18 protein-coding genes and 2 pseudogenes are annotated in these 20866 nt (G+C 69.8%); 12 read left to right on the top strand and 8 right to left on the bottom strand.

The genetic code is table 11. From position 1 onward, the window contains the following. Positions 1–94: 94 nt before the first annotated feature. From ABFX50_RS33070 to ABFX50_RS33060, 3 genes and pseudogenes are all read left to right on the top strand, one after another. Positions 95–818, top strand: a pseudogene (locus tag ABFX50_RS33070) (IS5 family transposase). 319 nt (positions 819–1137) lie between these two features. After that, on the top strand, positions 1138–2055 hold the full coding sequence (locus tag ABFX50_RS33065) for an alpha/beta hydrolase (RefSeq protein WP_346151939.1): 918 nt from the start codon (positions 1138–1140) through the stop codon (positions 2053–2055). A gap of 155 nt (positions 2056–2210) precedes the next feature. Next, a complete protein-coding gene (locus ABFX50_RS33060) occupies positions 2211–2882 on the top strand; it encodes a peroxiredoxin-like family protein (protein WP_346151937.1) in 672 nt (223 codons plus the stop codon). A 24-nt stretch (positions 2883–2906) separates the two neighbouring features. On the opposite strand, the pseudogene ABFX50_RS51460 reads toward ABFX50_RS33060, so the two are convergent. Together ABFX50_RS51460 and ABFX50_RS33055 are read right to left on the bottom strand one after the other, a co-directional pair. Further along, positions 2907–3128, bottom strand: a pseudogene (locus ABFX50_RS51460) (IS982 family transposase); the annotation flags it as partial. 207 nt (positions 3129–3335) lie between these two features. Beyond that, positions 3336–4148 carry an NmrA family NAD(P)-binding protein gene (locus tag ABFX50_RS33055; RefSeq protein WP_346151935.1) on the bottom strand — a complete coding sequence of 271 codons (813 nt, stop codon included), beginning with the start codon at positions 4146–4148 and terminating at the stop codon, positions 3336–3338. Between the two features lie 84 nt (positions 4149–4232). On the opposite strand from ABFX50_RS33055, the gene ABFX50_RS33050 reads away from it, so the two are divergent. Beyond that, complete coding sequence (locus tag ABFX50_RS33050) at positions 4233–5015, top strand: AraC family transcriptional regulator (protein ID WP_346151934.1); 783 nt, start codon at positions 4233–4235, stop codon at positions 5013–5015. Positions 5016–5446: 431 nt separating this feature from the next. Continuing rightward, positions 5447–6127, top strand: coding sequence for an L-2-amino-thiazoline-4-carboxylic acid hydrolase (locus ABFX50_RS33045; RefSeq protein WP_346151932.1), 681 nt, complete (start codon positions 5447–5449; stop codon positions 6125–6127). A gap of 130 nt (positions 6128–6257) precedes the next feature. On the opposite strand, the gene ABFX50_RS33040 is transcribed toward ABFX50_RS33045, so the two are convergent. Then, the gene (locus tag ABFX50_RS33040) at positions 6258–7187 is read right to left on the bottom strand and encodes a GlxA family transcriptional regulator (protein WP_346152189.1); all 930 of its coding nucleotides are present in this window, start codon (positions 7185–7187) and stop codon (positions 6258–6260) included. On the opposite strand from ABFX50_RS33040, the gene ABFX50_RS33035 reads away from it, so the two are divergent. Further along, on the top strand, positions 7186–7896 hold the full coding sequence (locus tag ABFX50_RS33035; RefSeq protein ID WP_346151930.1) for an MBL fold metallo-hydrolase: 711 nt from the start codon (positions 7186–7188) through the stop codon (positions 7894–7896). The two genes, ABFX50_RS33040 and ABFX50_RS33035, sit on opposite strands and share 2 nt — an antisense overlap. Before the next feature lie 249 nt (positions 7897–8145). Here the strand turns inward: ABFX50_RS33035 and ABFX50_RS33030 are convergent, their stop codons facing one another. From ABFX50_RS33030 to ABFX50_RS33010, 5 genes are all read right to left on the bottom strand, one after another. Then, on the bottom strand, positions 8146–9390 hold the full coding sequence (locus ABFX50_RS33030; RefSeq protein WP_346151928.1) for an NAD(P)/FAD-dependent oxidoreductase: 1245 nt from the start codon (positions 9388–9390) through the stop codon (positions 8146–8148). 150 nt (positions 9391–9540) lie between these two features. Beyond that, positions 9541–11115: a PucR family transcriptional regulator gene (locus ABFX50_RS33025; protein WP_346151926.1), complete on the bottom strand. Its 1575-nt coding sequence runs from the start codon at positions 11113–11115 to the stop codon at positions 9541–9543. Between the two features lie 78 nt (positions 11116–11193). Beyond that, the gene (locus ABFX50_RS33020) at positions 11194–11346 is read right to left on the bottom strand and encodes a hypothetical protein (RefSeq protein ID WP_346151924.1); all 153 of its coding nucleotides are present in this window, start codon (positions 11344–11346) and stop codon (positions 11194–11196) included. A gap of 110 nt (positions 11347–11456) precedes the next feature. Further along, positions 11457–11831 (bottom strand): hypothetical protein, encoded by a 375-nt coding sequence (locus tag ABFX50_RS33015; RefSeq protein ID WP_346151922.1) that lies wholly within the window; start codon positions 11829–11831, stop codon positions 11457–11459. Positions 11832–11962: 131 nt separating this feature from the next. After that, on the bottom strand, positions 11963–13480 hold the full coding sequence (locus ABFX50_RS33010) for a phosphodiester glycosidase family protein (RefSeq protein WP_346151920.1): 1518 nt from the start codon (positions 13478–13480) through the stop codon (positions 11963–11965). A 314-nt stretch (positions 13481–13794) separates the two neighbouring features. Here ABFX50_RS33010 and ABFX50_RS33005 point away from each other — a divergent pair, with 314 nt between their 5' ends. The 6 genes from ABFX50_RS33005 (at position 13795) to ABFX50_RS32980 (ending at position 20226) form a co-directional block, all read left to right on the top strand. Continuing rightward, complete coding sequence (locus ABFX50_RS33005) at positions 13795–15060, top strand: extracellular solute-binding protein (RefSeq protein ID WP_346151919.1); 1266 nt, start codon at positions 13795–13797, stop codon at positions 15058–15060. Next, entirely contained in the window at positions 15057–15926 is an 870-nt protein-coding gene (locus ABFX50_RS33000; RefSeq protein WP_346151917.1) for a carbohydrate ABC transporter permease, read from the top strand. The genes ABFX50_RS33005 and ABFX50_RS33000 overlap by 4 nt, the downstream gene beginning before the upstream one ends. Then, positions 15923–16741 carry a carbohydrate ABC transporter permease gene (locus tag ABFX50_RS32995; protein ID WP_346151915.1) on the top strand — a complete coding sequence of 273 codons (819 nt, stop codon included), beginning with the start codon at positions 15923–15925 and terminating at the stop codon, positions 16739–16741. Before ABFX50_RS33000 ends, ABFX50_RS32995 begins: the two co-directional genes overlap by 4 nt. Positions 16742–16813: 72 nt before the next feature. After that, positions 16814–17980: an ROK family transcriptional regulator gene (locus tag ABFX50_RS32990; RefSeq protein WP_346151914.1), complete on the top strand. Its 1167-nt coding sequence runs from the start codon at positions 16814–16816 to the stop codon at positions 17978–17980. 10 nt (positions 17981–17990) lie between these two features. Next, a complete protein-coding gene (locus ABFX50_RS32985) occupies positions 17991–19232 on the top strand; it encodes a Gfo/Idh/MocA family protein (RefSeq protein WP_346151912.1) in 1242 nt (413 codons plus the stop codon). A gap of 37 nt (positions 19233–19269) precedes the next feature. After that, positions 19270–20226, top strand: coding sequence for an endonuclease/exonuclease/phosphatase family protein (locus ABFX50_RS32980; RefSeq protein ID WP_346151910.1), 957 nt, complete (start codon positions 19270–19272; stop codon positions 20224–20226). Positions 20227–20866: the final 640 nt, after the last annotated feature.

Here is a 20866-nt window from a genome sequence, read left to right as displayed (position 1 = left end):
GCCTGCGCTTAGGCCGTGTCCGGTCGATCATGTGAATCGTTAGATCATGCGTTGAGTTCTTTCGAGACTGGAGTGGGAGCGGCTGGCCCCGTTCATGCCGGCCGCTCATCCACGGGGCGGCCGGTGGCGAGACCGCCGGCAGGTGATCAACGGGATCTTGTGGCGGATACGGACAAGCCCTCCTGGCCGAGGCCGACCGGCGCGGCGCTGGACTGGAACAGCCAGATCGACTCCACCATCGTGCGCGCTCACCAGCACGCCGCCGGAGCCCGAAAAGGGGGCTCACCGCCCAGCAGTCCCAGGCCGCGCAGGGGCTGGGCCGATCCCGCGGCGGGCTGAGCACCAAGATCCACACGATCGCCGACGGCCGCGGCCGGTCGCTGGCCTCGCACATCACCCCCGGCCAGGCCGCCGACACCCGTCAGCTGCCGGTCCTGCTCGACCGGATCCGCGTGCCGCGACCGTGCGGTATCGGCCGGCCGCGCAAGAAGCCCGACTCCCTCACCGGTGACAAGGCCTATTCCAGCCGGGCCAACCGCGCCCTGCTGCGCCGTCGCCAGATCCGCACCACCATCCCCGAACCCCGCGACCAGCAGGCCAACCGCAAGCGACGCGGCCGCTCAGGTAGGCGCCCACCCACCTTCGACGCCGACCACTACAAGCGCCGCAACCAGGTCGAGAGGGGCTTCAACCGGCGTAAACAGTTCCGAGTGGTGGCCACGCGGTATGACAAGCTCGCCGCCCACTACGCCGCCACGGTGACGATCGCCGAGATCATCGACTGGCTACGGGCTCAACCCGACCGGTCTCATTCATGATCGATGGCAGGTCCATGCCTTCCACACCAGCCCTCGTAGGGGAATTGCGGCGGCGCACGCGCCTGGCCCTGCGGCCGAAGCCGCTCCGGGCTCCTCACGGAAGAGCGATTCCTTCTCAGCGTGGGGTTTGTCTCTATGGGTGAAAGCCTCGCCGAAACAGCGCACGCCCCGGCGAGAAGCCCTGCACACCCACACCTGTGCCGCCTACGGCATGGGTATCGCCTGCCTGCTGCACGCAGGCGACCACTCAAGGAAACCGACGCCGTCCCCTCCCGCGCATTCACGGTGTGACGGCGTATACCGCAAAGGAACTCTGCACATGACAGGCAAGACCGATAGGCTGACTGAGCACTACCGGCAGGTCAACGCGGCGTTCGAGCAGAATCCGCCGATCTCGCTGGAAGAGTCCCGCGATCTCAATGACCACTGGAGCGACGCGACCACCGAACCTGGTGGGGTCGACTATGTCGAGGTGGACGCGGGCGGCGTGCCGGCCATGTGGGCGACGCCGAAGGCCAGTGTGGAAGATCGGGTGCTTCTGTGCCTGCACGGAGGTGGGTTCATCGGCGGTTCGATGTACACCCATCGCAAGATGTTCGCGCATCTCGCCAAGGCCGTCGGTGCCAGGGCCCTCATCGTCGACTACCGCCTGACGCCCGAGCACCAGCACCCCGCCCAGATCAACGACGCCTCCACAGCCTACCGTTGGCTGCTCGATCAGGGCATCAAGGCAGAGCACATCGCCGTCACCGGCGACTCGGCAGGCGGTGGGCTCAGCGTGCAGACGATGCTGCACGCCCGCGACAACGGGCTGCCCGTCGCGGCGGCCGTGATGCCGCTGTCGCCCTGGTTCGACATCGAGAACGGTGGCCAGACCCGCACGACCAACCGGATGACGGACGCCCTCTTCGGCGGCGAGACACCGATGAATCTGGAATTCCTGGTACAGATCCTGCTGGGCGAGCACGGCGACCCCAAGGACCCGGCCATCAACGCTCTGTACGCCGACCTGGCCGGCCTGCCCCCGCTGTACATCCAGGCCAGCAGCACCGAGATGATCCTCGATGACAGCCACCGGCTCGCCACACTCGCCGAAAAGGAGGGCGTGGAGGTCAAGGTAGAGATCTTCGAAGACCAGCAGCACACCTGGCACATGGGCGCCGGCCGCGCCCCGGCCGCCGACGAGGCGATCAGGAAGCTGGCGCAATGGGTGCGCCCCCGGCTCGGCCTCGCCTGACGCCATAGACCTGAAAGCCCCCGGGCGGGTGTTACGGCTGTCTTCGCCGACCGGGACACCCGCCCAGGCTCCCTCCCTTCCCCGTGCACCGTCCACCCGTACGACCTGTTCAGTCGACCACGCCCGACTCACTCACTCGTTCATAAGGGGCTCCTATGACGATCCACACGCATGACACCTCGATCGCCGAGCAGTCGCAGAAACTGACGGCGACCATGATGAGCCAGGCACCCGCCGGCGCGCTCAGCCCGTTCACCGCCGAACAGGCTGCACTGCGAGCCGCGGGGGTCCCGGCCGGGCTCGCCACGCTGGGATTCATGGTGCCCGACATGCCCCTCGTCGATGTCAACGGCCATTCGACGTCGCTGTATGCGATTACGGGCGGCCGGACGACTGTGCTGGTGTTCTACCGGGGGGTGTGGGGACCGTACTGCAACCTGGCGCTGCGGACGTACCAGAAGCGGCTACTGCCGCAGCTGGCCAACCGCCGGGTGGAACTGGCGGGTATCAGCCCTCAGACCTTCCAGGGGTCGCTGGCTGTGCGGCAGCAGAATGAGCTGACGTTTCCGGTCTTTTCTGACGTGGGGAACCGGCTGGCCGCCGGTCTCGGCATCCTCACGCAACCTACGCCGGACGCCCTGGCATCACTGGCCCGGCTGGGCATCGACGTGGCCGCCGCCAATGCCGATGGCACGGTGACGGTGCCGATGCCCACTGTCGCCATCATCGACGGCGCTCATGTTCTCCGATGGATCAGTGTCCACCCCGACTACACGTCGCGAACCGAGGTTCCGGACATCATCTCCGGCCTCGACGCCTTGGCCTAGACGAGTAGGTCCAGTCTCCGGTCTGTGGTCGTAGGCGATCAGTGACCGGGTGATGGGCTGGCCGGTGGCGCGGTTGTGCCCGATCGCGGTGGTCAACGCCAAGATGCGCTGAGCGGTGCGCGCGCCGCCCCCCTCCGGGCTATGTCCGCCGGGAAGCTCGAGATCGAGTTGGCCCTTCAGGGTGTCGTTGACCGATTCGATGAGCTGACGAATGGGTTTGAGGTTCTGCTCGCCCGGGCGGGGTGTGCGCGGACCTGTCCAGCCCTAATCGGCGCGGCAAGGTCCTGGAACTCCTGGCCGGCCAGCCCTGGCGCGCCTGGAAAGGAGCCGAACTGGCCGCCATCCTCGGTATCGACAACATCAACAGCTTCCGCGTCCCCAATGGTCCCGTCAGGGCTACGTCAACAAGATCGGACCAGGCCTCTACGGATCACTCGGAGATTTCGGCACGATCTAGCGCCATGCGGACACGGCCCGAGCGACATAGGTGTCGAAGTCGATCGGGGCGCGTCCGAGCACACGCTGCACGTCGTCACACGGCTCGGCGTAGAGGCCCTCGCGCATCACAGCGAACAGCGCGTTGAGTTCCGCCGTGGCTTCCTCGGAAACTTCCTGCGCCAGGAGTTCGCCCCGGTACTGCTCCGGAGTGAGCTCCTCGTACCGGATGGACCGTCCCGACACCTTGGCGATGGCCGCCACAGCCGCGCCGAAGGTCAGCGCCCGGGGCCCGGACAGGGTGTACACCTGCTCGTGATGGCCATCCTCGGTGAGCGCCGCCGCGGCGACGTCGGCGATGTCCTGAGTGTCGATGAACGGCTCCGGCGTGTCCCCGATGGGCAGGGCCAGCCGTCCCTCGCGCAGCGGGGCCAGCCAGATCTGGGGGTCGTCGAAGTTCTGGTTGAAGTTGTTCGAGCGGATGATCGTCCACTCCGCACCGGAGTCGCGCACGGCCCGTTCCGCCGCGGCCATGCCGAGCAGATCCCTGGGAAACTTGTCGATCTCGCGGCCGGACAACGCCACGAACCGGTGCACACCCGCCTCGGTCGCCTGCTTCACGAACACCTCGGCGGACTCCGGTTCCTGCGGCGCGACCAGGTAGAGCGCTGACGCGCCCGCTACCGTGGCCGCCCACGTGTCCTGATCGGACCAGTCGAACCGCGTTCCGCTCGACCGGGTCGCGACGCGGACGTCCTCGCCGCGCCCGCGCAACGTGTCCACCAGGCGGCGCCCGGTCTTGCCCGTTCCGCCCAACACCACAATCGTCATGCCCACGAGTCAAGCGGTTCGGCACGCTCACGGACATGGTTCAGCGTCCGGGGCACATGTCCGATCGTCCGTAGACTTTGCTGCATGGATCCGGTCGATGATCTGCTGCGCACTATCCGGTCGGAAGGCGCCGGAGTCGGCATCGAGGAGTTGACGCCACCCCGGCGCCTCACCGGCGATGCGGCCCTGACCTTGCTCGCACCGATTCAAGGCGTGACTGAGCTGGCAGACAGCGTTGTGCGCGTCGGCGAGACGGCGATCGTGCGCGGACCGTTCACCGCCCACTCGAACGAACACACTGTCCTACTCGTCGCGGCGTACAACGTGCGCGGGGCCGTGGCACACCGGCTGCTGGACATACTGCCGCCGATGCTGGTGCTGCCGGACAGCGACGACTGCACGGCGATGCGAGACTTCCTGGCGTCGCAATCCGCCTCGTGCGCGTCCGGTCAGCAGGTCGTGCTGGACCGGCTGCTCGATTGGCTGCTGGTGTGCACGCTGCGTGCCTGGTTCGACCAGCAGCCCGCAGCCCCCGTCGGATGGAACGACGAGACGCTGGGCCCGGTGCTTCGTGCGATGCACGCGGCGCCCGGCAGGCCGTGGACGCTGGCCGCACTGGCCGACACGGCGGGCGTGTCGCGGACCACGCTCGCCGAACGGTTCGTCAAGGTGGTCGGCAAGCCACCGCTGACGTACCTGAAGGACTGGCGGATGACGTTGGCCGCCGATCTGCTGGCCGAGTCGACATCGACCGTCGCCGCGGTCGCCCACCAGGTCGGGTACGCCGACGCGTTCGGGTTCAGCACGGCCTTCAAGCGCTTCCACGGAGTCAACCCCACCGAGTGCCGCACGGACTGCCGGGCGTGACCGGGAAGTGAGCGGGACGCGAGCGGCGGCCGGCATCGTGGCCGGTGCTGGACGGGAACCACTCGAGTGACCCCGTCCAGCCCTTAACGGAATCCGTTGCCCACTTTCGGCCCTGACGCCTGCCACGGACGAGCTGATCAAGAAGGATCAGCAGGCCAATCGGCTGAAGCGGAGCAGCGCCGGGCGGACGACCGCCCGGCTTCGACGCCGAGCGGTACACCGAGCGCAACCCTGAATCATGGGTTCGGCCGCCGGATGGACATGATCGTCGGAGGCGTGCCACACTGGCGGCGACAATCAACACAAGCTTGTCAGCGCCTGGTCGGTCGGTGGAGTGCGCTGGCGTGCTCGCTCGTCGCGAGCACGACCAGTCACGCCTTCACGCGGGATCACGGTCGTGTACGCGCCGAGCCGTACACGAAAGGACCATCATGTCCACCGACCAGTTCGGGCTCGCCGAAGGTGACTACGTCCCCGATCCCGATCGCGACACGACGCTGCTTATTGACGCGTTCTACGATCACCTCGCCGCGACCCTGCTCGAGTACGCATTTCCCAGCGATCTCACGACCGCCATGCGGGCACGTCAGGGCGAACTCGAAGCCGCGAATCAGCACCTGATCGTCGACGAACCCGCCCGCCACAACCTGCGCATGACCCTGGCCCTGGTGGCTGCCTACGAATTCCTCCTGCCCAGGCTGGGCCAGGAGACGGCCATCGCCGCCGTCCGTGCGGCTTTCGTCGAACCGCTCGGCGACACCATGAAGGAGGGCACCAGGGCGATGCTGGACACCGCGCCGGACGCCTTCCAAGCCATGGTCGAGCTGAGCAAATCGCGCGAAGAGTACGCGTTCGGGAAAGGGTTCGTCTTCTCCCGGCCGGTCGACGACGACGAGCGCTATCACGTCGACGTGCGTCGGTGCTTCTACCACGACGTTCTGGTCGCCAACTCGGCGCCGGAACTGACCCCGGTCATGTGCGCGTTCGACGCGAACTGGATCGAGGCCATCTCACCCGACAGGCACGGCTTCCACTTCGATCGCCGCACCACCATCGGAACGGGCGGCACGCATTGCCCATTCCATTTCAGCCGGAGCCAAGAAGCGGGCTGACACCCTCATAGCCACACCTTGGGGGCTCCTTCCCAGCCGGGACGGAGCCCCCGCGTGCTCCGCGATCCGACTCGATGATTCACGGGACACGTCCTAGGAGTCCGACGCCATTGAGGCGGCGGTGGCGTCTTCACAACCGGCTGAAGGCTCGCCGATAGGCGCGAGGCGACACACCACGGCGCTGGATGAACAACTCGCGGAGCACGGAGACCGAACCGATGCCGACCTGGTGGGCGATCTGTTCGACCTGAAGGTCGGTGATCTCGAGCAGTTCCTCGGCGCGATCAAGCCGTCGTGTGCGCAACCATGCGTACGGTGTGGTTCCTGTCGCCAACCTGAAGCGCCGGGCGAACGTACGGGGGCTCATGAGCGCCTGGGCCGCCAGGTCGTTGACCGACAGCGGCTTGTCCAGGTTCTGCCGCGCCCAGTCCAGCACGCCCGCGAGCCGTTCGTCACCACCGTCGGTCGGCACGGGGACGGGAATGTACTGGGCCTGGCCTCCGTCGCGGTGGGGGGCGACGACGATCTCGCGGGCGATGGCGTTGGCGATCGCCGCGCCGTGTTCGCGGCGCAACAGGTGGAGGCAGAGGTCGATCCCGGCGGCCGCGCCGGCGCCGGTGACGACGGCGCCCTCGTCCACGTAGAGGACCTCCGGCATGACGGTGACGGCCGGGTAACGAGTGGCCAAGTCGCCGGCCAGGCTCCAGTGGGTGGTGGCGCGGCGACCGTCGAGCAGACCCGTGGCCGCCAGGACGAAGGACCCCGTACAGAAACTCGCGACGATCGAACCCCGCTCGCGAGCGGCGCGAATCGCTTCCACCACGGCGGATGAAGGTGCGTCTGGCGGAGCCGCGTCGTCCGCGGGGATCACGATGATCAGATCCGCTCGGGCGAGGTGGTTCAGCCCGAACTCGACATGGAGCGGAAGGCCGAGGTCTGTACGCACATTGCCGGGCCGCTCCGCACACACGAAGAACTCGAAGGCGGGCAGGCCCAGTCGCGTGCGGTCAGCGAAGACCTTGCCCACCAGCCCGAGGCTGAAGGCGCTCACTCCTTGCATGGCGAAGGCAGCGATCGAACGGAAAGGGCGCACCACCGCATCATGGCAGAAATCCGGCGAACATCTGCAGTCTTGCCACTTCCGACCGTGGACCGGCCGCTCCACACTCGTCATGAAACACAGAAAAGAGGTGAACATGATGGATCTCACGGCCAGCGCGGTTCAGACCGTCCTGCATGAGGGGTACGGCAGCGCAGGGGTGGCCAGCACGGTCGGCTATGTCGAGGACGGCGATGTCCGGCTGGTGATCGATCCCGGCATGGTGCGTAGCCGATCGTTGATCCTCGACCCGCTGACGGCTCGGGGAGTGGCACCGGATCAGGTCACCGACGTGGTGTTCAGTCACCACCACCCCGACCACACTCTCAACGCGGCCCTGTTCCCCAACGCCAGGTTCCATGACCACTGGGCGATCTACCGCGACGATGAGTGGATCTGGAGGGACGCCGAGGGCTACCGGCTAAGCCCAGGGATCATGTTGATCCGCACGCCCGGACACACCTTCGAGGACATCACCACCCTTGTCGGAACGAGCGAAGGCATCGTCGCGTTCACACATGCCTGGAACGACGCCACCTCGCAGGGAGACAGGCACGCCGTCGACATGGACGCGCTCCGCACCGCGCGCAAGCGGGTGGTGTCCGTCGCGGACATCATCGTGCCCGGCCACGGCCCCGCCTTCATTCCCGGTCCGGAAACGCCACTCTGACGGGAGACCGGCACCCCCCTCGCACACGAAACCGGACAACAGGCGGAGCAGTCCCAGCAGCCCGTCCCCACCGACGACGACCCTCAGAGCCCGAACGATCCGCCTCCACAGGTTGAATAGTCGTGACGGCTGGCGTTCGGCGCGGGTCGCCTTCGACGGCGCGAAGGTCACTTGATGCACGGACCCGGATGGGCCTTCCGCAGGGGGAGGGGAGGCGGCGGGCTGGACGCCTTGGCGAGACGGTCCGTGTCAGCGGAGGGGGTCGAAGTCGGTCAGGGCGGCGGGTTGCTTGCCGGTGGTGATCTGCTCGGCGAGCAGCCGGCCGGTGACCGGGCCGTGGGCCAGGCCCCACATGCCATGGCCACCCGCCACGTAGACGGTCGGAGCCACCGTCGCGCCGATGAGCGGTCGTCCGTCCGGAGTGACGGGGCGTGGCCCCACCCAGACGTCGCTACGTTCCTCCCACCGCACCCCCTGCAGGAGCGGGCGGGCGGAGGCGATGATGGCCTCCAGCCTGGCGGGGACCTGCGGGGCGTCCGGGTCGCGGAACTCCATGGTGCCCGCCACGCGCAGCCCGCCCTGGTAGGGCGTGCACGCCACCCGGACGTCGGGCAGGTAGAGGGGGCCTGGCACGGGGTGATCGACCGGCACGGTGAAAGAGTAGCCGCGGCCGGCCCGTACCGGGACCCGCACGCCCCACTGCCGGGCCAGGCGGGGCAGCCAGGCGCCGGTGGCCAGCACCACCGCGTCGGCGGTGAGGACGGTGCCCTTGGCCGAGCGCAAGATCACCTTTCTGTCGTCGGTGCGTATCTCGGCGACCTCGACGGCCTCCACGGTGGCGCCGCGTCGCATGACGGCCTTGCCGAGCGCGTGCACGAAGGCGCCCGGGTCGACGTAGCACTGGCCGTCGATCCGCACGCCTGCCGTGAGGGCCTCGCCTGCGAGCGGGGCGTGCGCGGCGAGTTGGTCTCCGTCCAGCACGGTGTGCTCGACCCGCTGCCCGACGGCTTGGAGCCTGCGCAGTTCGCGCAGCAGGCCCTCGGCCTGGCGGGGGGTGCGGAACGCGGCGGTGATCGGCGCCGCGGTGATCGGTGCGGACACGCCGTCGGCGGCGAGCACCTCGTACGCTTTGACGCATTCGTCGTTGAGCGGCAGGTTGGCGCGCGCGGCGCGGGTCCAGGAGCGCCAGTGGCTGTTGGCGGCGAAACGGGCCAGGAACCTCCACAGGCCCGGGTCGAAGCTGGCGGGCACGTGCAGCGGCGCGGCCGGGTTGAGCAGCGAGCGCAGGCCGTAGCGCAGCACGGCGGGCTCGTTCAGCGGGATCGCCAGGCCAGGCGCGATCCATCCGGCGTTGCCCCAGGATGCGCCGGCCGCCACGCCGCCGCGGTCGACCACGTTGACCTTGACGCCGCGCTCCTGCAGGAACCACGCGGTCGACAGGCCCACAATGCCCGCGCCCACCACGATCACCGATCGCGGCCAGTTGTCGACCATGCTCAACCTCCAACGGTACGGATGCCGGTGTCGCAGCCAGCATGGCCGGGGCGGCGACCGGCGACGTTGTGCGCGGGAGACAATCGCGGCGGCGCGGTTGTGGACCCGGGACAACGCCACTGCGGAAACCGTTGACAGGTCCGCATCAGGTCATCGGCGCGGTTCGTCCGCGGCGGCGGCCAGCATGATGGTCATGGCCAGGCGCTGGCGGGCGTCGCCCAGGTCGAGCGGGGTGAGCTCGCCCATCTTGCGCAGCCGGTTGCGGACGGTGTTGGGATGCACTTCGAGACGGTTCGCCGCCAGGGTGAGGTCGCCCTGGCACTCCAGCCAGACCCGCAGGGTGGCGGCGAAGTGGGTGCCGTGGCTGCTGTCGTGCCGCAGCAGCGTGGAAACCGGTCCGCGGGCCGGGATCCGGCCGGTACGCGCGGTCGCGCGCAGCCGCCGCAGCAGGATGTCGTCCCAGGAATCGTCATAGGCGGGCGGGACGGCGCCGGGTTCGGCGCTCTCGTTCAGCGCCAGGCATTCGTCGGCCTCCTGGCGGCCGGAGGGCAGCTCCGTGACCTCGGCGGGTGCGCTGATCCCTGCCGTGACGCGCACCCGGGTGGGCAGTTCGGCGTGCAGGGTTCTGATCCAGCGCCGGGCCGCCTCGGCGGGCTCCGCGGGTTCGGCGGGCAGAAGGGTGTAGAGCGTGTCGCCGAGCAGCGCGCTGCGTCCCGGCCGGGACCAGCCGAAGCCGGCGGTGGCCTCTTCGAAGGCCAGCAGCAGCGCGGCGTGCCGGTCATCGGGCGTGTACGCGCGGATCGCGATGACCCGCATCGTCCTGGGTGCCAGGCCGAGCCGGCTGATCGCCGTCGCGGCGTCGGCGCTGCCCTCCAGCAGCCGGATGACCAGGTTGGACTCCACCTGCCGCTCCAGGTCGGCGCTGGTGCGGGAGCGCAGCAGGTGCAGCGCCACGGTGAGCGCGCCGTCGGCCAGCGCGTGGCGGTGGGCGCCGGTCAGCGGCCGCTCGCACGTCACCCACACCGAGCCGAGCAGCTCGCGGCCCGCCCGCACCGCCACCGCCATCCGCCCTGTCAGGCCGTGACCGGCATCGGGGGGCACGAACACCGGTTCATCCGTCGCCGCCAGCCGGGCGAGAACCCCTTGCTGCCGGAACAGCTCACGGAGGCGATCGGGGACCCGCCGGGCGACGATGGTCTCCAGCCGGGCCGGGTCGCCGGCCTGCTGGGAGCGGGAGTAGGCCAGCACCCGCGAGTGCCGGTCCTCGATGGTCACCGCCCCGCCGATGACGTCGGCCAGGTTGTCGGCCAGGGCGAACAGGTCGGTCGGGCCGCGTCCCGAGGCGGTCTCGCGGCTTTCCAGCACCAGCCCGTACACCACGCCGGCCAGCTGGCTCCACGAGACGGCGGGGTCGGCCAGCAGCACGGCCACGCCGTGCCGGTGGCCCAGAGCGGCGGCCTTTCGCTCGACGTCCGCCTCGCCCGCGCCCTCGGTGTCAGGGGCGGGGCGGACCAGGACCGCCTCGGCCCTGGCCGCGGCTGCCCACCGCACCGCCTCGTCGATCGAACAGGTGCCCACGGCCAGGAGCAGGTCGCCCGCGACGTGATGTTCGCAGGCCTCCGGCATCGCCACGCTGCGCAGCCATGTCGAACGTGCCTCGGGACGGCCGAACAAGCGCACGCCGTATCCGCCGAGCACGTTCACCAGGCGGTCCACTGTGATCAAGATCAGCTCCGGATCGTCGAAAACGAGGGGGCGAACAGGGCCGCCCCCGGGTTGCGGATGTCAGGCGGCCTCGTGCTGTCACCGGCAGTCGATGCAGGTACGCGCCAGCGGCCCGCCCCCGACGTCGAGCGGCAGGTGAGGCCGGGCGGCGAGGACGTCCGAGCCGACGCCGACGGCGGCGGCCAACGACTGCTCCACCAGCCGCACCTCGCACCCAGCGATCTCGGCCACCCCGCGAGGCCGCCACCGGCGCCCCGGCCAGAGTCCGGCGGTGGGCGTGCGGCATGCGTGGTCGGACTCCGCGGCGTGGTGGCCGCAGAGCCGGGCGGGGAAGATGTCGGCTAGGTGCGCGGCGGGCTGCGCGATCCCGCGGTGCGGTGCGCGAGCTGCTGGGGATCGCGGAGCGTGTCCGTGTCCGAGCCCGGTGACGGCAGCAGCGCCAGATGGGGGAGCGTGCCGTGGCGTTCGCCGCGCATGGGCGGCCACAGCGAGAGCACGTGGTGCTCGCGGGCCCCGGCCGCGTGCGGCGGGAGGGTGGACAGTTCGGTGTCCCACCCGCCCAGGCTCCATGCCGGGCCGGAGGTCGAAACCTGCCCCACTGCGGGGCCGCCGCCCGCCCAGCCCGAAACGCCGGCCAGTGCCAGGGACAGCAGGACCAGGCCCATCACGCCGGCGAACGCGATGGACCTTTGTGGCGTTCTCCACGGTCCCGTCATAGGCCCGACCATAGCCCAGGCCACCGGGAAAGGCGGGTCAGGCCGCCACCGGTGGTGCGGGGGGAGCGCGGCCACCGCGGGCTGCGGGTCGCCCGAGAGCCAGGGTTCTCGGGCGACCGATCCACGGTCCGCTACGGCCTGACCAGGATGACGTTGCCGAGCGAGCGCTGGCCCGTGGCGTCCGACGGCCGGTTGACGATGCCCGTGCCGGCAGTGGCCATGACGCTCGATCCGCCGCCGTCGAGGTTCATCGCCTCCACCGCGCCGAGCCGCTTCATCAGTTCAGCCGTCTGTGCGATGCCGAGACCTTCGCTGTATCCGGCCTGGCGGCCGTCAACCACGACGAGCATCAGCCGGCCGCGATCGTCGACGCCGATCATGGATCGCGGGTTGGCGCGCAGGGCCCAGTTGTAGGTGAACGTCTGATCGGCGCCTTCGCGGATCAGGCCGTCGGCGCCGGCGTTGACCGACACCTGCCCGTCGCGGACCAGAGTGGGCCCGACCTGCAGGATCGTGGTACTGGGGGTAAGGGGGACACGGTGTCCCCTGCTGTCCTCGACGCGTTCGGAGACGGTCAGCCGTCCTCCGGGCTCGGCGTGGGCGAGGAGCCAGGCGGCGCTGTCGCCGATCGCCTGGATGCTCGATCCGCCAGGCGGGATGCTCGCACCACGCGTGGTGTTGACCGCGAGGACAGTGCCACGCGCGTCGAGCAGGGCCTCGGCCCCTTCGCCCTGCGGAGGCAAGCCCCATTCAGGGGTGAAGAGCACAAGCTCACTGGAGTCGGTGCACTTCAGGTCGTGCTGCGGCTTCTCCGTGGGCTGGTCGCCGCCGACGCCGCCGCAGTTCCAGATCTCGCCCGGCAGCCGGTTGACCCCGTCGATCTCGATCGACGCGCGACCGGCTCGCAGGGTCACGTGCGAGGTATAGGCGTCGACGTCGACCCGGCGGCCACCATGCGTGATCTTGATGCCGCCGCGGCCCTGGGTGGCGGAGCCGAGGAGCTTGCCGTCCTTGACATACAGGCCGCCCGGGGCGCGGTTGTAGAACCACTGGGCGTTGATCCCGGCTGCGGCGCCGGTCGCGGCGACCAGGTCGGTCAAGGTCTCCGTGCCGTTCAGCACCGGGCCGAAGTCGGTGTCCACGGTGCCGCGGAACTGGCGGAAGTCGACGCGCAGCACGTGGACCTTCTGCGGCGCGCCCGGGTCGATCCCGTCCTGCGCGGTGTAGCGGGTGCCGCCCGCGAAGCCGGCCGCCTTGACCCGGGTCAGAGCCGCCGCCGCCTCACCACTGGTGGGGTAGCGGCCCAGCCGTACGATCCAGCCGAGAACGCCCGCGGGACGGTCGGCGAAGGCGGGCTGGTCGACCTGCTCGAGGCGGGGCTCGAAACCCTTCTCCCGCAGAGCTCCGGCGACCCGGTCGGCGATCTCCTTCGGCCCGAGGGCCGTTCCCGCCGTGTTCAGCGGGCCGTCAACGGTCGCGGGGAGGTAGACGTGCACCGTCCAGAAGTCGTCGGCGTCCTGCGCGCCCAGCGAGAGCATGCTCAGCGTCACGCCCGGAGGGAGCTCCGCCTCGGTCGCCGCCGCGGGAGCGGCTGTGGCGGTGGGAAGCAGGAAGGCCAGCGCCGCCACCAGGGACGATAAAGCCTTCACGGACGGTGTAGCTCTGTGGCGCATGTGCGTCCTTTGTTCACGGGTGGGGTCGGATCGGACGCCCTCTGAACAGGCGACAGCCCGGTGACGAAGCAGGGCGGCGCCTCATTGACTACCGGTCCCTCAGCGCCTCCGTCAAGACGACGTCCGAGGGCTATGCCGTACCGCCGCCGGCTGGACAACCCGCGTACACCTGGCGGTCATCCCCCTTGACCTGCGCACTCACCGAGCCTTGACGGCAGCGCCCTGCCCTCTTATTCTTCCGAGTCAATTAATAAATATCGTTAAAAAACCCACACCCCCCGAGGATCCCCATGAAGAATCTGCTCCGGCTGGCCGCCGCCGCGCTCACCGCGCTGCCGCTTGCCGCGTGCGCCGCCGAGAGCGAGGGCCCTGTCACCCTCACCTGGTGGCAGGGCCCCAACGCGGAAACCCCCACCCAGGCCGCCGTGGCCGCCTGCACCCGCGACGGCAAGTACACGATCAAGGTCGAGACCCTGCCCGACGGCTCCGACAAGCAACGCGAACAGCTCGTCCGGCGGTTGTCGGCCAAGGACCGGGCGGTGAACCTCGTCACCATGGACGTCGTCTGGACGGCCGAGTTCGCCGAGGCCGGCTGGATCCTGCCCCTGCCCGCCGCCACCGCCGCCACCGTCACGCAGGGCACGCTTGACGGCGCGCTCAAGTCCGCGACGTGGAAGGACAAGCTGTACGCCGCACCGCTGCTGTCCGGCTCGCAACTGCTCTGGTACCGCAAGTCGCGAGCCCAGCAGGCGGGCATCGACCCGGCCAAGGGCGAGCTGACCTGGGAAGAGCTGCTCGCGGCCGCCGGCCGTATGCCCGAGGGCGAGCGCGGCGTGGCCACGCCCGGCAATCGCTACGAGGGCTACACGGTCTTCGTCAACGCGCTCGTCGCCTCGGCGGGCGGTCAGATCGTCGACGCCGAGGGCAAGCCCGGCCTCGACGGCGACGCCGGGCGGGCGGCGGCGTCCGTCATCGGCTCGCTGGCCTCCGGCCCGGCCGCGTTGAAGGGGATGAGCACGCTCGATGAGGAGACCATGCGCGCGGCTTTCGAGCAGGGCGAGGCGTCGTTCATGACGAACTGGGGCTACGTCTACGCCGCCGCCGCCGAACGCGCCAAAAAGGAGCCCGCGTTCAAGAAGGTCTTCGACGACTACGGCTGGGCCCGCTACCCGAGGGTCACGGCCGACCGTGCCAGCGCTCCTCCGCTCGGCGGCTCCAACATCGCCGTGGGAGCCGGTACGCCCGAGGACCAGCGTGACAGCGCCTTCGCCGCCCTGGCCTGTCTGACCTCGGAGCAGGCGCAGAAGGGCTTCATGACGCAGGCAGGCATCCCGGCTGCCCGCGCGTCGGTCTACGACGACGCGGAGGTCCGCGCCATGTTCCCCTTCGCCGACGTCATGCGCGACTCGATCGCCGAGGCGGCGCCCCGGCCGATGGTCCGCAAGTACAACGCCCTGTCCACCGCGATCCAGACGGCCTTCCACCCGCCCGCGTCGGTGTCGCCGGAGACCGCGGCCAAGGCGCACGCGGCCGTCGCCGAGGCAGTGGGGCCGTGAACGGTGGGGCGCTGAACCGGACCCGCAGGGAGCAGCGGCTGGGCTGGCTCATGGCCGGCCCGGCGCTGCTGCTCATGACGGCGGTGACGGTCGTGCCGATCCTGCGCACCGCCGGGCTGTCGCTGGAGCGCTACTCGCTGAGCGCTCCGGACGAGCGGGAGTTCGCGGGGCTGGACAACTTTCGTGAGATCCTCACCGGCCAGGACTGGTGGCAGGACCTCGGCGCCACGATCGTCCTGACGGTGACCAGCGTGGGCGTCGAGTTCGTGCTGGGCTTCGCCCTGGCGATGGCGATGCACAAGGTCCTGTGGGGCAGGCGGCTGTTGCGCACCGTCGTGCTCCTGCCGTACGCGGTGCTCACGGTGGTGTCCGCGTTCGCCTTCCGCTTCGCCTTCCAGCCGTCGGTGGGGTTCGTCGGCGGCGACTTCAACTGGCTCGGCGAGACCTGGTCGGCCTACACCGTGATCGTGCTGACCGAGGTCTGGAAGACCACGCCGTTCATGGCGCTGATGCTGCTGGCCGGGCTGGTCACCGTCCCCGGTGAGGTGTACGAGGCAGCGAAGGTGGACGGGGCGGGCGCCTGGCAGCGCTTCTGGCGCGTGACGGTCCCGTGCGTGCGCCCGGCGATCATGGTCGCCCTCCTGTTCCGCACCATGGACGCCTTCCGGATCTTCGACACGGTCTACATCCAGACGCAGGGCGCGGTCGGCACCGAGACGCTGTCGTTCCTGAGCTACCGCTTCCTGATCAGGGACCTGGAGGTCGGGCTGGGCTCGGCCGTGTCGGTGCTGCTGTTCGCCTGCGTCGCGCTGATCGCGAGCGGATTCGTCAGGGCGTTCAGGTCCGAGCTGGGAGGTGGGAGATGAGCCGCCGGATCGGCGACCTGCTGGTCACCGCCGTTGTCGCGGTCTGGACGCTGGCCCCGCTGGTGTGGGTGGTGAGCCTGTCGCTGAAGCCGCCCACCCTGCAGAACGACGGCCGTTTCCTGCCCGCCTCGCCCACGCTGGACAACTACACCGGGCTGTTCACCAAGCCGGTGTTCACCAGCGCGCTGGGCAACTCCGTGGGCATCTCGCTGATCGCCACGACCGTCTCGGTGCTCGTCGCCGTCCTCGCGGCGTACGCGATCGCCCGCCTGCGCTTCCGCGGGAGCCGCCTGGTGCTCGGCGTCGCCCTGTGCCTGACCATGTTCCCGGCGATCGCGCTGGTGGGCCCGCTGTTCACACTGTGGACGGAGGTCGGCCTGTTCGACACCTGGCTCGGCCTCGTCATCCCGTACGTGTCGTTCTCGCTGCCACTGGCGATCTGGTTGATGACCGCCTTCTTCCGTACCATCCCGTGGGGTCTGGAGGAATCGGCGCAGATGGACGGGGCCACCCGCCTCCAGGCCCTGGTCAGGGTGATCCTCCCCGTCGCCGCGCCGGGGGTGGTCACCACGTTCCTGCTCACGTTCCTGGCATGCTGGGGCGAGTTCCTGTTCGCGATCTCGCTCACCTCCACGGAGTCTTCTCGTACGGTGCCCGCCGCCCTGGCCTTCTTCACAGGGGATTCGGAGTTCCAGCAGCCGTACGGCGCCATCGCCGCGGCCGCCCTGCTGGTGACGGTGCCCGTCGTGATCCTCGTGCTGCTCGGCCAGCGCCGCATCGTCGCCGGGCTCACCTCCGGCGCCGTGAAGGGATGACCCCATGCGTGACCTCGCCGATCTTGCCAGAATCACCGGGACCGATCCCGGTGTCTCCATGAAGGTGTTTCCATGACCGCTTCCGCGACCGCTCCTCTGCTTCGCCGCCTCAACGCCGAACGGGTCCTCGACGTGCTCCGGGAGGTCGACGCGATCCGGCACACCGAACTCGCCGACGCCGCGCGCCTGTCCAGGCCGACGGTCGACGCGGTGATCGAGGATCTGCGGCGGATCGGGCTGATCGCCGAGGTGGAGGACGACACTCCCGGACGTCGCGGCCGCCCCGCCCGGCTCGTCCGGCTGAAGGCGGAGAAGGGGCATGTCGTCGGCATCGACATCGGGGTGCACAAGTGCATGGTCTCGGTGGCGGACCTGCGCGGGACCGTACTGGCGACCGAGGTGCGCACACTCGGACAGGAACTCGGCCGCAAGGCGCGGCTGGACGGGGTCCGCCGCGCTGTCCGTGACGTCCTGAAGCGGGCCCGGGTCGAGCGCTCGGCCGTGCTGGCGGCCTGCACGGCGACGCCCGGCATCGTCGACCCCCGCACCGGGGTGGTGCTGACCTGCGATGTCCTGCCCGACTGGACGGGCCTGAACCTGCGGACCGAACTGGGCCGTTCCTTCAACGCGCCCGTCCTGGCCGACAACGACGCCAACCTCGCCGTGGTCGGCGAGCGCTGGCGTGGCGTGGCCGCCGAGAGCCAGGACGTCATCTACGTGCTGGCCGGTGAACGGCTGGGCGCGGGGATCGTCTCGGGCGGACAGGTCTTCCGCGGCCACGACGGGGGCGCGGGGGAAATGGCCTTCCTCAGCCTGCTGGAGCACACCCCCGGCGCCGAGGGCATCGGCGCGCTGGCCGCCAACGTCGGCAAGGAGGTCGTGGCCAGGCTGCGCGAGCACACCCACGAGCTGACGGGCGACGCCGCGCTCCTGCTGGCCGCCGCCCGCGACGGCGACGCCGAGGCCCAGCAGGTGCTCGAACAGATCCTCGCCCGCATGGCCAGGGCGGTCGGCACCCTGGCCCTGCTCCTGAACCCCGAGCTGATCGTCATCGGGGGCGGCGTGGCGGCGGCCGGCGAGCAGATCGCCGAGCCGATCCGGCGCAGGCTGCCGCAGATGACCTCCCTTGCGCCCCAACTGCAGGTGTCGCTGCTGGGCGACAGGGCGGTCACCGTCGGAGCCCTGCGGACCGCGCTGGACGCCGTCGAAAGTTCCCTGCTGGACGACCTGAACACCTGAGCGGAGAAGCATGTCACCCGTGTCCTTGGCCATCGTCGGAGCCGGAGACCGCGGCACCGGATACGCCCGGTGGGCGCTGGCCCACCCGGAGCAGGCGCGGATCGTGGCCGTCGCCGACCCATCCGCGGAACGGGCGCTGCCCCTGGCCGCCGAGAGCGGCGCCCCGCGCTTCACCGGCTGGAAGCAGCTGGCCGAGATGGGCAGGATCGCCGACGCCGTCGTGATCGCCACCCAGGACGGCGAGCACGCCGAGCCCGCCAAGGCCTTCGCCGAGCTCGGCTACCACATCCTGGTGGAGAAGCCACTGGCCCCGACCGAGGCCGAGTGCCGTGAGATCGTCGCGGCCGTGGAGAGAGCCGGAGTGATCTTCGCCGTCTGCCACGTCCTGCGGTACGCGCCCTACACCGACACCGTCAGATCTGTGCTGGAATCCGGGCAGATCGGGGAGATCGTGTCCATCCAGCATCTCGAACCCGTGGGCTTCTGGCACCAGGCGCACTCCTACGTACGCGGCAACTGGCGCCGCTCGGACCAGTCGGCGTTCATGCTGCTGGCCAAGTCGTCCCACGACCTCGACTGGCTCCAGTACGTCGTGGGCCGTCGCATCCGGCGGGTTTCCAGCTTCGGCGGCCTCAAGCACTTCCGCCCCGAGAATCGTCCGGAAGGGGCCGCCTCGAGGTGCCTGGACTGCGCCGTCGAGCCTGACTGCCCCTACTCGGCCACCCGCCTGTACTTCGGCCGCCTGCGCGAAGGGCGGCACGGGTGGCCGCTGAGCGTGGTCACACCCACCTTCACCGAGGAGGCCCTCACCAGCGCCCTCAGGCACGGCCCGTACGGCAGATGCGTCTACGACTGCGACAACGACGTCGTCGATCACCAGGTCGTCGCCATGGAGTTCGACGGCGGGGCCAGCGGGACGTTCACCATGACCGCCTTCACCGCCGGTGGGCACCGCCGTACCCGGATCTTCGGAACGCACGGCGAGCTGTCGTGCGACGGCCAGAGCGTGCGGGTCCACGATTTCCGCACCGGCGTCTCCACGGCCGTCGCCGTGACCATGGACGGGGACGCGACGGCGGGCGGCGGCCACGCGGGCGGCGACGGACGCCTGATGGCGGCGTTCGCCGCCGCGGTCTCCAACGGCGAGCGCGACCGGATCCGCTCCGGGCCCTCCGAATCCCTCGCCTCCCACCTCGCCGTCTTCGCCGCCGAGAGAGCCAGGCTCACCGACCGGGTCATCACCGTGGAGTGAGTCACCACCCGAAACCGATCACGAAAGGAACTCGCCGATGCGGGCAGCACTCAGAACGTTCCTCGCCACGCTCCTGTCCTTATCCCTGCTCCTCGCCACCGGGCCCGCCCACGCGGACACCCCCGACGCTGACAACTGGCCGCGGCCGCGCTTCATCTCCTACAACGTCTGCGGCGCCGCGGCTCAGTGCGAGAACATCTATGGCGACTCGCCGGCCGCCTGGCGTGACCAGCTCGTGCGCGCCATCGACCACTGGGGCGCGGACCTCGTGATGCTCCAGGAGGTCTGCTACGGCCAGTGGACGCTCCTGCGTGACCACCTGCAGAGCCGTTCCAGCGGACCGAGGTACGACTCCGTCTGGGCGGCGGCCCTGCCGTCGGCCTCGGGCTGCTCGCGATGGGGTACGGATCACCGCTTCGGCCTGGTGATCTTCGCCAAGGGGGAGGCGGGGACCATCAACAACGGCTCCCGTAGCGTCCACGCGCTGCCCGAGGCCGAGCCGGTCGAGAACCGGATCATGCTGTGCGCGAGGGCGTCGGTCACCGGCCGGGCGGTCCGTGCCTGCAACACGCACATCGACTACCACCGCTCGACCGCCGTGGCCCAGGTGGGACGCGTCGCCTCCCTCACCGAGGCCTTCGCCGCCCAAGGGGAGCCGGTGGTGCTGGGCGGGGACTTCAACGTGCTGCCCAAGGATGACGTCCTCGACCTGCTGTATGACCACACCGGCGGTCACGGCGTGTTCCAGGAGGTCGACGAGAACGACAAGAGCTACTTCACCGGGACCGAGTGCGGCCAGGACCAGGACCGCTGCCGCAGCGGTGAGGCGACCGCAGAACCGGGATGCTCGCCCAAGGTCGGCGAGCCCGGAAAGATCGACTACATCTTCCTGAGTCACTACTGGTTCACCACCGTGCGCGGTGACGCGGCCGCCTGCACCCCCGGCATGTCCGACCATCATCTCCTGCGGGGCGCCGCCGCCTGGGAACACTGACCGCACGGCAGGCAGGCACTCGACTGGTATCAGGACCAGCTGATACCAGTCGAGCGCGATGCCCGGGACGCGCTCGTAGCCCGGCGACCATCGAAGTCAGCGGGCGACCTTGGTGGAGGCAAAGGGGTAGTCACTGTGCAGCAAATCCGGTGAGAAACCCCAGTCTTGTCGTACGCGACTTCGGACGCGCTACAACACCATCTCTACCGTCATCGCAGAAGTTCAGACACCGGCCCAGCGGGACGCCGGGCGGACCCCGTGGTGGCGGCCCGGCCGTATCGCAGCGTGACGCTGGCCCGGACCCATCGATGGCGCCGATCGGGTCCGTAGGCGGCGTCAAGTCATCGGACGTCACATCCCAGCGGTAGCTACCTGGACGTGGTCGGCGCGGCCCCCAACGGTCGTGTCCTCGCCGCGCCCGCGTGAGCCTCCGAAGGACAACACCAGGGCGATACCGCAGCTCAGGACGCATAGGGCCATGTCGGCGGGGTAGCCCCGCGATGAGGTCTCGCGCTCGTAGAAGGTGATCGCAGACCCGCCACGGTGGCGGAGGGGGAGTGCTGGATGACCGTTCACAAGCCGACCACGGACGAGCCGCTCACATCACCACTCGCTCCGGCCAGGACTCGCCGCAAAGGCG

The sequence above is a fragment of the Nonomuraea recticatena genome (assembly GCF_039533245.1).
GTDB classification, from domain to species: domain Bacteria; phylum Actinomycetota; class Actinomycetes; order Streptosporangiales; family Streptosporangiaceae; genus Nonomuraea; species Nonomuraea roseola.
This window is presented reverse-complemented; position numbering and strand designations above follow the sequence as displayed.

Excerpts from the sequence above, each read along its gene's own strand:
- ABFX50_RS32985 (WP_346151912.1), top strand. The coding sequence starts at position 17,991 with ATGTCACCCGTGTCCTTGGCCATCGTCGGAGCCGGAGACCGCGGCACC.
- ABFX50_RS33005 (WP_346151919.1), top strand. The coding sequence starts at position 13,795 with ATGAAGAATCTGCTCCGGCTGGCCGCCGCCGCGCTCACCGCGCTGCCG.
- ABFX50_RS33055 (WP_346151935.1), bottom strand. The coding sequence starts at position 4,148 with ATGACGATTGTGGTGTTGGGCGGAACGGGCAAGACCGGGCGCCGCCTG.
- ABFX50_RS32980 (WP_346151910.1), top strand. The coding sequence starts at position 19,270 with ATGCGGGCAGCACTCAGAACGTTCCTCGCCACGCTCCTGTCCTTATCC.
- ABFX50_RS33045 (WP_346151932.1), top strand. The coding sequence starts at position 5,447 with ATGTCCACCGACCAGTTCGGGCTCGCCGAAGGTGACTACGTCCCCGAT.
- ABFX50_RS32995 (WP_346151915.1), top strand. The coding sequence starts at position 15,923 with ATGAGCCGCCGGATCGGCGACCTGCTGGTCACCGCCGTTGTCGCGGTC.
- ABFX50_RS32990 (WP_346151914.1), top strand. The coding sequence starts at position 16,814 with ATGACCGCTTCCGCGACCGCTCCTCTGCTTCGCCGCCTCAACGCCGAA.
- ABFX50_RS33050 (WP_346151934.1), top strand. The coding sequence starts at position 4,233 with ATGGATCCGGTCGATGATCTGCTGCGCACTATCCGGTCGGAAGGCGCC.
- ABFX50_RS33035 (WP_346151930.1), top strand. The coding sequence starts at position 7,186 with ATGGCGAAGGCAGCGATCGAACGGAAAGGGCGCACCACCGCATCATGG.
- ABFX50_RS33030 (WP_346151928.1), bottom strand. The coding sequence starts at position 9,390 with ATGGTCGACAACTGGCCGCGATCGGTGATCGTGGTGGGCGCGGGCATT.
- ABFX50_RS33040 (WP_346152189.1), bottom strand. The coding sequence starts at position 7,187 with ATGCAAGGAGTGAGCGCCTTCAGCCTCGGGCTGGTGGGCAAGGTCTTC.
- ABFX50_RS33065 (WP_346151939.1), top strand. The coding sequence starts at position 1,138 with ATGACAGGCAAGACCGATAGGCTGACTGAGCACTACCGGCAGGTCAAC.
- ABFX50_RS33060 (WP_346151937.1), top strand. The coding sequence starts at position 2,211 with ATGACGATCCACACGCATGACACCTCGATCGCCGAGCAGTCGCAGAAA.
- ABFX50_RS33015 (WP_346151922.1), bottom strand. The coding sequence starts at position 11,831 with ATGACGGGACCGTGGAGAACGCCACAAAGGTCCATCGCGTTCGCCGGC.